15 protein-coding genes are annotated in these 12,085 nt (G+C 53.8%); 4 read left to right on the forward strand and 11 right to left on the reverse strand.

All coding sequences use genetic code 11. The features are described from left to right. Positions 1–4 precede the first annotated feature (4 nt). From EU556_RS08280 to EU556_RS26305, 3 genes are all read right to left on the reverse strand, one after another. Positions 5–310, reverse strand: coding sequence for a hypothetical protein (locus tag EU556_RS08280; protein ID WP_135433107.1), 306 nt, complete (start codon positions 308–310; stop codon positions 5–7). A gap of 4 nt (positions 311–314) precedes the next feature. Next, complete coding sequence (locus EU556_RS08285) at positions 315–635, reverse strand: helix-turn-helix domain-containing protein (RefSeq protein ID WP_167855507.1); 321 nt, start codon at positions 633–635, stop codon at positions 315–317. An 80-nt stretch (positions 636–715) separates the two neighbouring features. Continuing rightward, positions 716–895, reverse strand: coding sequence for a hypothetical protein (locus EU556_RS26305; protein WP_210116246.1), 180 nt, complete (start codon positions 893–895; stop codon positions 716–718). A gap of 128 nt (positions 896–1,023) precedes the next feature. Between EU556_RS26305 and EU556_RS08290 the strand changes: the two genes are divergently transcribed. From EU556_RS08290 to EU556_RS08300, 3 genes are all read left to right on the forward strand, one after another. After that, positions 1,024–1,704, forward strand: a complete 681-nt coding sequence (locus EU556_RS08290; RefSeq protein ID WP_135433111.1) for a LexA family transcriptional regulator — start codon at positions 1,024–1,026, stop codon at positions 1,702–1,704. A gap of 2 nt (positions 1,705–1,706) precedes the next feature. Beyond that, on the forward strand, positions 1,707–3,032 hold the full coding sequence (locus EU556_RS08295; protein WP_167855508.1) for a phage integrase SAM-like domain-containing protein: 1,326 nt from the start codon (positions 1,707–1,709) through the stop codon (positions 3,030–3,032). 150 nt (positions 3,033–3,182) lie between these two features. Continuing rightward, positions 3,183–4,271 carry an acyltransferase family protein gene (locus tag EU556_RS08300; protein ID WP_135433115.1) on the forward strand — a complete coding sequence of 363 codons (1,089 nt, stop codon included), beginning with the start codon at positions 3,183–3,185 and terminating at the stop codon, positions 4,269–4,271. Between the two features lie 69 nt (positions 4,272–4,340). On the opposite strand, the gene EU556_RS08305 is transcribed toward EU556_RS08300, so the two are convergent. Continuing rightward, positions 4,341–5,675 carry an NAD(P)/FAD-dependent oxidoreductase gene (locus tag EU556_RS08305; RefSeq protein WP_135433117.1) on the reverse strand — a complete coding sequence of 445 codons (1,335 nt, stop codon included), beginning with the start codon at positions 5,673–5,675 and terminating at the stop codon, positions 4,341–4,343. A gap of 309 nt (positions 5,676–5,984) precedes the next feature. Here EU556_RS08305 and EU556_RS08310 point away from each other — a divergent pair, with 309 nt between their 5' ends. Next, the gene (locus EU556_RS08310; RefSeq protein ID WP_135433119.1) at positions 5,985–6,338 is read left to right on the forward strand and encodes a hypothetical protein; all 354 of its coding nucleotides are present in this window, start codon (positions 5,985–5,987) and stop codon (positions 6,336–6,338) included. Positions 6,339–6,412: 74 nt separating this feature from the next. Here the strand turns inward: EU556_RS08310 and EU556_RS08315 are convergent, their stop codons facing one another. The 7 genes from EU556_RS08315 to EU556_RS08345 form a co-directional block, all read right to left on the reverse strand. Continuing rightward, positions 6,413–6,778: a hypothetical protein gene (locus tag EU556_RS08315; protein ID WP_135433121.1), complete on the reverse strand. Its 366-nt coding sequence runs from the start codon at positions 6,776–6,778 to the stop codon at positions 6,413–6,415. A 37-nt stretch (positions 6,779–6,815) separates the two neighbouring features. Next, entirely contained in the window at positions 6,816–7,733 is a 918-nt protein-coding gene (gene uvsE, locus EU556_RS08320; protein WP_135433123.1) for a UV DNA damage repair endonuclease UvsE, read from the reverse strand. A 128-nt stretch (positions 7,734–7,861) separates the two neighbouring features. Then, positions 7,862–8,485: a carboxypeptidase-like regulatory domain-containing protein gene (locus EU556_RS08325; protein WP_167855509.1), complete on the reverse strand. Its 624-nt coding sequence runs from the start codon at positions 8,483–8,485 to the stop codon at positions 7,862–7,864. A 213-nt stretch (positions 8,486–8,698) separates the two neighbouring features. Then, positions 8,699–9,373, reverse strand: coding sequence for a hypothetical protein (locus EU556_RS08330; protein WP_135433127.1), 675 nt, complete (start codon positions 9,371–9,373; stop codon positions 8,699–8,701). Between the two features lie 223 nt (positions 9,374–9,596). Next, positions 9,597–9,998 (reverse strand): type VI secretion system tube protein TssD, encoded by a 402-nt coding sequence (gene tssD / locus EU556_RS08335; protein WP_073287881.1) that lies wholly within the window; start codon positions 9,996–9,998, stop codon positions 9,597–9,599. Positions 9,999–10,098: 100 nt separating this feature from the next. Further along, positions 10,099–11,472 carry a DUF5458 family protein gene (locus EU556_RS08340; protein WP_135433129.1) on the reverse strand — a complete coding sequence of 458 codons (1,374 nt, stop codon included), beginning with the start codon at positions 11,470–11,472 and terminating at the stop codon, positions 10,099–10,101. 76 nt (positions 11,473–11,548) lie between these two features. Beyond that, positions 11,549–11,989 carry a type VI secretion system contractile sheath small subunit gene (locus EU556_RS08345; RefSeq protein ID WP_135433131.1) on the reverse strand — a complete coding sequence of 147 codons (441 nt, stop codon included), beginning with the start codon at positions 11,987–11,989 and terminating at the stop codon, positions 11,549–11,551. Positions 11,990–12,085: the final 96 nt, after the last annotated feature.

A 12,085-nucleotide genomic window follows, 5' to 3' on the forward strand; every position in this document is an offset into this window, starting at 1 on the left:
TCGTTTAGGCGTTGGCGTTGATGTCGCCGTACCATTCGCGAACCGCCTGTTCGGTTACCAGATATTTATCACCAGCGCGGCGGTGACGTATGCCGCCGTGGCATTCAGGCAGGTTCAGGTATTTGATGAGGGTAGGCCGGCTCATTTTCATGCGCTTCGTCAAGGCCTTTAGGTCATAGACCTCTTTCAATGCAGCCTGCAGTTCAGCCTCTTTAGCCTGAGCCTTACCAACTTCAATCACATACTGTGCTTCCTGCGGAGCGCTCAGCATGACGTTGAGCGTAGTTCCAGGGGGGAGGGCTAGCTGCATATGACTAGGCGGCTTTGTCTTCAGAAGACCCGACTATAGCCATGGGTACAAGCCCATCTTCAAAGCGGCGAACTGAGCGCTCCGACACGATGATTTTGCCATCAATAGGGTATGGCTGGAGCTTCCCTGCAGCGATGTACTTAAGGATGGAATTGCGGCTCATTGCCAGACGCACTGTCAAGCGGTCGTCATAGTCCAAGCCAGATGTTCTTTTATCGCTCAGAATGAAGCGCTGGCTTAACTGCTGGGCATTCGCCTTAGCAGCGAACATCATCTGCTTCTCCTCTGTAGTTTCAGGCGTTACGTCGATTGAGTTGTAAGACACTCTCATTTGAATTTTAGGTGAAGGGTGTTAGAGTATATTTTGATTAGTTGGAGAAAGTTGGAGATACAGGTCAAATTTTTTTAGCCTCCAAATCCCAGTTTAGTGGCCATCTCTACAAGCCACTCCCTGTGTATGTCCTTCATGGTCACATCTTCACCAGCTAACTGGCGCTTAAGGCTTTCATCTCGAATAGCCTTATTCACCCATTTAGGCACTTCCGCCGTCATAGGGATGGGTTTGGGTGCTGTTGAGGTTTCCATAATGGTCTATTTTGGTTTGCTTTGACAAGTATATTGGTAATACTTGGAAAGTCCTAGTAATGTTTGGTAATAATTTCCAATAACTCCAAGTTATCTCTAGAATTGTGGAGGCATAACCTGCTTCCGAGATGAAAACACCCGACCACGAAACCAACCAAGCTACACGTTTAAAAAAGCTCCGGCGCCTTGCTGGCCTCTCACAAGAGGCTGCAGCCCGTCAGGTCGGGGTTTCTGATGCGTCCATCTCTTTATATGAAAAAGATGAGACGATGCAGATTAAAATGCCGGTATTAAAGAAGCTGGCGGAGATTTATCACACCACGCCTGAGTACATAGAAACTGGAGTACGTACGGGCAAAGAATCGTTTAATAGTATGCCTACCCGCATTATAGTTACCAACAATCAGCAGAAGGCCCAGACCTTAATGGTGCCAGTTAAAGCTGAGGCAGGCTATCGGAAGAGCTTTAACGATGAAGAGTACCTAGGCACACTACCTACTTATTCACTTCCAGGATTTGAACACGGCAACTACCGCATGTTCGAAGTCTCAGGCAATAGCATGATGCCCAATTTTGAGCCTGGAGATATTGTTATCTGCGAGTTCGTTGACTCAGCATCTGAGATAGTTGATGGGACTGTCTATGTTATTGTGACTACAGATGGTATTTGCCTAAAGCGAGTAACGAACCTGGTAGATAAAAAAGGCTACCTGATTATCGAATCCGATAACCCAGAATTCAAGCCCGATCTAATCCAGCCAGATGAAGTACTGGAAATGTGGTCGTATCGGAAGAAGCTAACTATATAGCGGTGAAGCTCACGTACCGGCAATGGGTGAAGACACCCGATAGCTCGGGCCGCTGCCTCATCTTCCTAGATATCGCATGGCAGGGCCAGCGAGCCCGACTCTCAACGGGCGTAAAGTGTAAGCCTGAACACTTCGACCCGACAAAAGCCCTGAAGGTTTCGAAGGACCTGGATAAGACGCGGCTTAATTCCCGGCTGGCCTCCGTTGAGAAGGCGGTGCTCACTGTCTTCAGCACCGCCGAAGCCCACGGCAAGCCCGTCGAGCTGGCCCATCTGACGGAAGCCATTGCCGCTCTCGGGGCAAAGCCCGTGCGGAAAGCAGTTGCTCCGGAGGAAGTACCTGATAAAAGCTTTGCTGAACTCTATGCTCAGTGGAAAGCTGAGCACCCGGGGCAGGGAAGTGATGCCGCCCGGCGCTACCAGCAGGTGCTAGGCCACCTCGAAACCTTTCATCCAGGTTTCGTGCTAGCCCACCTCACGAAGCCTGTCTTCTACGACTACTTAGCCTACCTGCAAAAGGCTGGCCTCAGTGATAGCACCATCGCGGGCCACGTCAAGTTCCTGCGAGTGTGTCATACGCTGAGTGAGCAGCCTATTCCGACATGGCTAAAGTTCAGTGCCAAGTACGGGCGTCCGGCTTCGCTTCGTCGGGATGAGCTGGCCGCCATCTGGAAACTCCAGGATCTACAGCCTTATCTACAGCGGGAGCAAGAACGCCTAATGTTTCAGACGTTGCTGCTGCTACGTGATTCCGACCTGCGCAAGCTTAAGCCGCATCACGTTACCGAAGAGGACATACCCGGCTGCGGCCGCGTGCCCGTGCTGCGCTTCTACCAGACTAAAACCAACGAAGCCGTAGCCGTGCCCTTGCCGCCCATTGCCGCTACCATCTGGGAGCGTTGGGAAGGGAAGGTGCCTGTAGTGGCCCAGCAGAACCGAAACCTCTACATTAAGGAGCTAGCCCAAACGGCAGAGCTGACGCGGGCCCATGTGCGCGTACGCTTCAAGATGGGCAAACCCGAAGAGGAAGTGCTTCAGCTCTGGCAGGTCATCACCACCCACACGCCCCGGCACACTGGCGCTGACATGGTCTTGTGGGGCAGTGATGGCGACAGTAATTTAAAGGAGCTGGCCCTAGGCCACACCGCCGGCGCCAGCGTTTATGGCTACGATACGCTGGAGCGTTACGCACCTCTGTTGCTACGGGCCTGGCAGAAAGTGGCAGAAGCCTCTAATTTTACTGCCAGTTCTACTGACAACTCAGTTTCATTTAGTAATACCTGCGCAGTGGTACCACAGGGTATAATCTTCAAGCGTATTACTAAATAGAAATAAAGAGAAAGAAATGCGAAACCCTGCAGCTCCACTTTAAACCCACCTCATGGCAGCATGAGGTGGGTTTTTGTTTTTCAGCCCTAACGGACTGGTGCCGTTGCCGCGCCAGCGTAATGGCCAGCTTTTGCTTCTCTGCTCCATTACATGGAACCAACGCCTACTACACCACCCGCCCGGTTCTATGAAATTGACCTGCTGCGCTTTGTGGCCGCATTTGCCGTGATGATTTACCACTACGGCTACCGGGGGTGGGCGTTAGGTCCGCTTAGTCCTGTTCGGTACCCAGAATTGTCAGGGGCCAAATATGGGTATCTGGGTGTAGAACTCTTCTTTCTGATCAGTGGCTACGTGGTGCTGATGTCGGCCTACCATAAAAACGTGGGCGACTTCTTCGTGGCGCGGGTGGCACGGCTGTATCCGGCGTACTGGGTAGCCTGCACGATTACTTTCTTGATCACCCTAATGTGGGGGCCAAAGCCGGGCAGTATGTACTGGCAACCTGAATTTACGGCCACCATCAAGTTATACGCCTACAACATGAGCATGCTGCAGGAGTTCTTTGGGCAGCAGATGCTAGACACAGCCTATTGGACGCTGCGGATAGAAATTACCTTCTACTTCTTAATGGCAGTACTTATTGGGCTTCGGCTGATGAAGCACCTTGATGTAGTACTGCTACTATGGCTTGGTTACGCGGCGCTGGTGGGCCCGCTGCCAGCCAGCAACTATGCCACTCACCTGGTGTTTCCGCGGTTTAGCCCGTTTTTCGCCGCTGGCATGATCCTGTACTTGTTACAGTACCGCTTACAGGCGCAGTGGAAGTTGTATGCGCTGCTGGCCCTGGCTTTTCTGTTAGCCTTGCGCAGTGGTGCGGCCGAGGCAGAAGTGTATCAGGTGCAGTTCAACCAACCCTTTTCCCAACCGCTCATTGCTGGCACCATCGCGCTTCTGTTTCTGGTCATGTACCTTGTTAGCCAGCGCAAAATCACGCTACGGCTGCGTTGGTTGGCGTCGTTGGGAGCACTCACCTACCCGCTTTATCTCCTGCACGGAAATATAGGCTGGATTATCTCTCAACACCTATACGGTAGGGTAAACCGGTATGTACTCTTGGTAGGCCTAGTGGTGGGTATGCTACTGGCGGCCTACGTATTACACACATTCGTGGAAAAGAGGTACAGCAAAGTACTCGCAACCCAGGCTAAGAAGCTTTTAGCAGTTTTCAACCGATAACCGGCTAGCCGTAGCAAAGCAGGCTAAAGCTAGGATTACCGCAAGTGAGATTAGCTAGTGCGTAGTGGCCTAGGTAATGGCCTTTTCTTCGTGTGGTTGCTCCCGCGGCTGAGAAATTCTGGCACCGCCAATGATGGAGCGCAGGCCTTTATCGTAACTGAGGTAGCTCCAGCTCCAGTTCAGGAACACGGCCAGACGGTTGCGGAAGCTCACCAACGACAGCACGTGCACTATGCTCCAGGCCAGCCAGGCCAGCAGGCCACCCAAGTGGTACTCGCGGCCAAATAGTTTGATGTCGGCTACGGCGTGGTTGCGGCCGATGGTGGCCATGCTGCCTTTATCGTCGTAGCGGAAGGGTTGGCGCGGGCGGCCAGCCAAGTGTTGGGTGATGTTGTGGGCAAGCAGCTTCCCCTGCTGCAAAGCCGGCTGCGCCACCATGGGGTGGCCATCGGGGTAGGCCTCACTGCGCATGGCAGCAATGTCGCCGATGGCAAATATGTTGTCGTAGCCCGCTACTTGGTTGTATTCATCCACTTGATAGCGGTTGCTAGGCAGCAAACTTTCGGGGCGTAGGCCACTGATGGGGCTGCCCGTGACCCCGGCCGCCCAAATGAGCGTGCGGGTAATCAACTTTTCCCCCGTGTTGAGCGTGACCGTGTAGCCATCGTACGACTTCACGCGTCGGTTTAGCCACACTTGCACCCCAAACTGCTTCAGATACTCCAACGATTTTTCGGAAGCCTCCTTCGACATGCCTTTGAGCAAGTCTGGTCCGCTCTGGATCAGGTGAATATCCATTTGCTTGAAATCCAGCTCCCGGTAATCGCGCGGGAACACGTGGGTACGCAGCTCACTGAGGGCACCCGCAATTTCAACCCCGGTGGGGCCGCCGCCCACAATCACAAAGTCAAGCAGGCTGTTGAGCTGCTCCATGTCGCCGAGCTGGAGGGCCTGCTCGAAATTGGCCAACACGGTGTTACGCAGCTCAATGGCGTCGGCTACGCTCTTAAGCGTAATGGCGTGCTGCTGCATCTGCGCATCGCCGAAGAAATTGCTGGTAGCCCCCGTGGCCAGCACCAAGTAGTCGTAGCGCAACAGACCAATCGAGGTTTCCAGCAAGTGTTGCTCAGTATCAACCGACTGCACCTCGGCCATGCGGAAGTAGAAGTTCTCCTGCTCGTCAAGAATCTTGCGGAACGGCGACACAATGCTGTCGGCCGCTAGGCCTGCCGTGGCTACTTGGTAGAGCAAGGGCTGAAAGGCGTGGAAGTTTTGGCGGTCGATGAGCACTACTTGCACGGGGGCATGCCGCAACTCTCGCGCTAGCTCCAGGCCCGCAAACCCGCCACCCACAATCACTACCCGCGGTTTGCCTAGGTCTTCAATCTTAGTTAAGCTATCCATAAATCAGGTGGGCGCGCAAAGGCAGGTTAAAGATAAATGCAGAAGCTGAGGGTAAGAGTAGTGTGGCCGCAAGCTACTACTTGGTACCTAATCACAACAGCTCAGCTGCTTACGGGCCGTCAGCTTAAAACGATACTCCATTGAATAAGTAAGGGGCTAAGTGCACTGCGGTAGTGGCTGTGAAAGTTTGCGCACTGCTTATATAAGCAACTATTAAGCAGGCTTATATGACCTTCAAGAGGTGGGCTACGTAAGCAGGGACTAGGCTGTAGCCTTGCTTCTCCATCATTCTACTTTGTGTGCTCTCATATGAACTACTCACTCTTCGTAGCCGCAGCGCTTTTACTAGGCACTACTACCGCCACCCAGGCGCAAACCACTCCTACTGGCACTCAGCACGGCGGCGTAGTCAACCAAACCACGGTGCCGCCCATTAACCCAGCCAACCCCGTTACTAACCCGGGCACCATCGACCAACGCACCCCTACCACCAATAGCCCTACGCAATCGGGCGTGTTGGGCACCATCGATCAGGGTACTACGCGGCCTCAGCCTACTGTGACCCCTGAAACCATTCGGCGGTCAGCTAGCATAGAGCGGCCGGCGACTCCGCGTCGCAACGCCTCGCAGCGCAAGCCAGTTACCCGTACTATTACTCCATAACTCTAGGGCTTTAAATTTCAAACGCCTCCCAGTGCCGAGCACCAGGAGGCGTTTGAAATTTAGCGGGATACAGGCTAGGCCTCTTGTTCCAGGTCGCCGCCAGCGCGCAACAGCAAATCAGCTAAGGCCGTGAGTGAGGAGCGCAATTCTCCCTGAGTGGTAGCAGCTACTTGCGTGGTCTGGCTGCCGAGCATGCTAAGCGAACGGCCAATGGCTTTGCCGTCGAGGCCCTTAGCTCCCACACTAAGCATCGATTGTAAGTTGCCCAACTCCCGGTCAATGTCTTGCAAGGCCGGAATGCCGCTCTGTTGCAGTACTTCCTGCCAATCGTCGATGGTGGTGTTGGCCGTGCTGAGCGGGATGCTGGTTAGGCCACCTTGGAGGGCGCGCAGGGTTTCGTCGAGTTGCTTGGTGTCGGGGGTATTCGAGGATTTCGCCATGAGGGAAGTCGGAAATGTCGAGGAGGGTGAAAGTAAGTTAGATAGGTAAGGATTGCGGAGCAGGAGAGGCTAGGCCAAGCTCGTGCAGAATAGCTACGGCGCGCCGCGCACTGATTTCCTTGTCTTTGATTTCGAGCATAATGTCAGGGTTTACGCCCTGCAAATGGGTTAGAAACTCCCGGAACAACTCTTCAATTAGAGAGGAAGTGTGCTTGCCTTTTCGCTCGCCCACGGCCTGCGAACTGTAGTCCATCATCATGGTGCCGTCGCGCTCGGGGTGCCACGTGCTGGCTGCTAGTTGCAGCGCTTCAGCCATAGGCTCCCCGTGGTTTAGGCACTCGTGGTGGAAGTTGTCGAACAGAATAGGAATGTCCACCGCGGCATGCACCCGCAGGCAGTCTTGCAGGCTAAATAGCCGGTCATCGTTTTCAATAACCAACCGCGCCGTAACAGCGGCCGGTAAGCGACGGTAGGTATCAATGAAGCGCGTAATAGCCAGTTCCCGGTCACCGTACAGGCCACCCACATGAATCTGGAGCTTATGCGTGCTGTCGAGGCCCATCAGATCCAGCATGGAGCCTTGGTATACTAGCTCGGCAATGCTACGCTCCACAATACCCGCGTCGGGCGAGTTCAGCACCACAAACTGGTCGGGGTGAAACGACACGCGCATGTTGTGGGCCTTAATGTAGTCGCCTACTTCCCGGAACTCAGCCGCAAAATGCGTTTGCCAGGGGAAGGTGTTAACGGGGTGCGAGCCAAACGGCACAATGCCCGAGCCGATGCGGAAGAAGAGCATGCCTTGGGCCACGTTGAACTCCAGAATACGCAGCAGGCAGCGGAGGTTATTACGCACCGTGAGCTCCAAACGCTCATCAGAATAAGAAGCCAGCCGAAACGTGCTGGTAGAAGTGCAGTCTAATGACTCGTTGACGCAAGGATAGCCGATTTTCATATATCGGCTGTACGTAAGAAATGATGATTTAGTGACTACGCGCTGCAATGGGCCTAACGCACAAGTGGCCTAGAGGGCGCCTTGTTCACCTTCTAGGCCACTTGCCAATACTTCCTATGTCTCTCTACTTACTCGTAGCCGCGGTTGTCTTTGAAGTTCTTATTGTACTGCTGGCGGGCTTTGCGGGCTTTCTCGGCATTTTCCTGCGCCTGTATTTCCATCATTTTCTGCCGCTGTTTGCCTTCTCGCGAAAACTGCTCATAAATCAGGCTGATGGGGCTAGCCAGCGTAGGGGTAGGGGCCTTAGGAGCAGTAGAATCGACGGGGAACAGGGGCTTAGGTGCCGGTGGGCGCTTCACGGCGCTAGTAGGCGCGGTGCTAGGCCGCTTGATATTGCGCAGGGCTTTGTTGATGGCTGCACGGTCGGGGCGGCCTTCCGTTACGCGCACTTCACCCAACTGCACGGTGTCCTGCTGAAGCTTGATCTGCACGATAAGCTGCGAAAGACCCGTGCCCCCCAGCGGCATCCGTTGTGCCTTGAAGCCCACCGCTCGGAAAATAAGGGTGTCGTTGTTGGCGGCCGAAATGCTGAAGTCGCCATCGAAGTTGGCCACCACGCCTTGGCGGGTACGCTGAATAATTACGGAAGCACCCGGCACCGGCTTGCGGGTGGTCGCGTCCGTGATGCTGCCCGTCACGCGGACCTGCGCAGTGACAGCACTTGCCCCCAGCAGCACAAGCAAGAGCGGCATTAGCCAGCAGCGAAATAGGCGAAACATACTATGAGTAAATCCTAGGAACATCAACGCACAAACTAACGCAGACCAAGCGGTAAAATTCACTTAAACCTACAATAACCTAGGTTTGGTAGACGGATAAGTGCATAAGGGAGACGAAAAAAGCCCGCACCGTTGCAGGTGCGGGCTTTAAAATACTGGGCCACCAGAGTGGCCTAGCCAATACTATTACTTAATAACGGTCTTGCCGCCGTCGGCTGGCTTGGTTTTGATGGTGGCATCATCAGCGTCAATCTTGGCTTTGTTGCCTTCAGAATCTTTCAGCTTCACGTCGCCATCGCGCTTGATTTTCACCTTGCCGTCGCCGCTGCCCATGTCAGAACCCGATGAGGCCGACATGCTGCCGCTGGTTGAGCTGCTCATAGAAGAAGAATCCATGCTCGATGAGGAAGACATGGCATCATCGTCCATGTACCGGTCGTCCATGTACTCCGTGCGGCTCGACTCATACGCCGAGTACTGGGTGGGGTCAGTGAATACCGATTTCATTTCCGCGTCAGAAGAGGCGTATACGTCGCGCATGGCGGCGGCCATACCCGTCGTGTCGGAGGCATATTTCTGCTGCAGCTCGCCAATGCGCTGGCCGCGCGTGATATACACCGTCCGGATTTTGGTGCGAGTAGCATCGTCGAGCTTCATTTTGGCGGCCATATCAGCAGCCATGCGGTCGGCGCGGCGCTGAATAGCATCTTCTGAATACGACGTTTGGGTAGTAGTGGTAGTTGTAGTGGTCGTGGTACCGTCGGCGGCCGTGGTGGTAGCCGTATCTTCGGTCTTGTTCTGCGAGCAGGAAGCTAACGTGAGGCCTGCGGCGCACGACAGCAAAAGAAGGGTCTTTTTCATGGGAGTGGGATGCGAGAGTTGAGAGAGGAAAAAAGGGAGAGAGAATTAGCAATGCGAGATATACGCCTACTGTTCAGTAGGGGTTGCTATGAGTAGCGTCTCGCAGCCTTGGGGGCACTACTGGCCTAGCGGTAGGGGTGGTGGTTTAGCTGAGCTAGGGCACAAAAAAGCCCCGACTACAGAAGCGTAGTCGGGGCTTTTAGCGGTTACGGGTTATACCAGCCTATACCCACTTATTGTCAAGAACGGCGCCGTTGGCGTTAATCTTGTTGGCGGAAATAGTTAGGCTCAGCGTCATGGAGGTATTGGTATCAGCGCCGCGAGCATCGAAGTGCTCAGCGTAGCTCACGCAGTAGGCCTCTTCGAAGGAAATTTCTTTGAGCGTAGAATCCTGGTCGATCCGCTTGAAAGTGATTTTACCACTCTCGCGCTTATACGGGTCCAGCATCCAGCTCGTCAGCGAAGCGCTGTCGGTAGATACTATGGTCACTTTAATAGTGCCGCCTTGCACCTTGGAAGAGGGACGACCTTTGTCATCAATTGCTTGGTCGAAGGAGTAGCTGCAGCTAACTACTTCGCAGTCGCCGCTGCCAGCGGCATTGAAAAACGCACTAAATGAGGCCATACTATAAATTATTAGGGTTAGAAAATGGGTTGAAAAGGAATAACTCTACTTCTGTTCATTTACTTCGCCAAAACAGCGGGGCCACGTAAGCGGGCGTACCCTACTGCTGTTTGTACTCGGCATTCCAGTCGCGGCCCGGCTCGTTCGGGTCGTCGCCTTTGGTGCCGTCCAACGACACCAGGAACGTTTTGGCAGGGAAGTAGGGGACCATATGAATGTCGAGTAGAATGCGGTCCTTTTGGTTAGGATCGCGCTCGAACTTCTTAATGGAAAATTTCTCAATCAGCTTGCCAGGGCCTGCAATACCATCTAGGAAGCGAACTATCTGGCTCTGAATGTCCATGCGCATGTTGTGGTCCCAGTTCTCAAAAGCGCGCCGGTTCAGGAAGTCAATCAGTACCTTCGTCACGTAGTCGAATACGCGCACAACGGAGTACGTCTGCAGACCGATGTTGTCGCCGTTGAACAGCGTTTTGGCCGAGAATGCCATTACACGGCCATACTCGTTTACCATGGGCACTAGGCCTAGCTTTTCGAGGTTGGCAATTTCGCTCTTGCGCAGTGGGAACCGCACCCCATCTACCTCATTAAGGGTGCCGTGTTTGCGGCCCGCTGTTACCTGAGAAGCTAGAGTGCTGTAGATGCGGCCCGCCAGCGCAGAGGATGGTGGCACGAACAAGTCTTCTTCTTCGCCTACTTCCTCCAGCTTGCCCCGGCCCACCAGCCAGTTGCAAGCCATAATTACGTTGGATTTGTGCGGATCGGCGCCTGTCAGGTTGGCCTCCTCGAAGAGTTCGATTACGTCGTCGGGGGTGTCGTAGTGTTCAAAGTCGGTGACCAGCATCACCTTATTTTTGTGCGCGATCTTAGCCCACTTATCCACTACTTTGTTGGAACCCAGATACCCTGGTACAACCAGCAAAGAGTAATTGTCACGTAGGTCGAGGCGGTCGTAGTTCTGCTCCAACTCACCCGACACCGCATCAATAAACGTGGTGTTGTCCAGGTCCTGCAGTTGGTCTTTGTCGGCGTTCAGAATGGAGATATTCTTTACCTCATCCTGATCAGTATTGCGGTAAAACAGCGCCACCGAACGGTACGACTGCTCCATGTCGTGGGTAGCCTCCAGCGCTTTCTTGAGGTTGCTCGTAAGTTGCGTTTGCGACGACTCTACCTGCTGCTCGCACTGCTCAATGGCATCGGCTACGGAGTCAGCCTGGCTGAGCATCTGGTGCCACAGGGCTAAGCGCTTTTTGAGCTGCTGACGGTCGGCTTTTTTGCTGTCTTCGGTCAGGAAGATCTTCTTGCGGGCTTTCTTCTCGGGATTTAGGTTGGAAGCACCATCAATGGTCGTTTCCAACAAATCGAAACCGCCGAACTTGGCTAGGGCCTGCGTGCTTTGCTCTAGGCCAGGGGCATGCTCCCGTTCGCGCGAAGCTGCCGCCGCAGTATTCTTTTGTGATTCGGTTGCCATATAGAGGAAAGGCTCTATGGAATATAGGACGGATAGGGCAGGGGGCGCCCCGGGTATAAAGCAGGTAGAAGCCGGATTAGTCCAGCTCTTCTATCATGGCCTGAATGGTAGCTAAGAAGGCCGCCTTAGTCTCGGGCGTATCTAGCGCCGACTTGAGAATCTTGTTGGACTTGAGCTGACGTAGCAGCTTCTGCAAGTCCTCAGACTGTGTGCTTAAATCCTGCAGAAAGCGGCTCTGGTTGACAATACCCTTCTTACCAAAGTCGCCGAGCGACTCGAAGTGGAGCGTTTCCGGAATGGTAGAACCGTCTTCTTTCTCAAATTCTACTTCCACTTCTGGCTTGAAGTGCGCAAATACTGCTTCGGGCGTCCGTAGGCCCTCCACCACTTTTGCCCGCAACGGCGGGTCAGCGGTGAGCTTTTGCACAAGTAGGGTACGATTGAGGGGAATATCTGTAATGGCCTCCTGAGCGTTGTCTAGTTTGCGCTCTTGTCCACCAATGCCGTAGTTGTACATAAGGAAAGGATTACACTTACTGCTACACTATAACTGCTCCGTATACGGGGCTTCTAGTAGTAAGGTACAGGAAAATATAGAATCGAAACGCAATTA

This window comes from Hymenobacter fodinae (assembly GCF_004745825.1).
Taxonomy (GTDB): domain Bacteria; phylum Bacteroidota; class Bacteroidia; order Cytophagales; family Hymenobacteraceae; genus Hymenobacter; species Hymenobacter fodinae.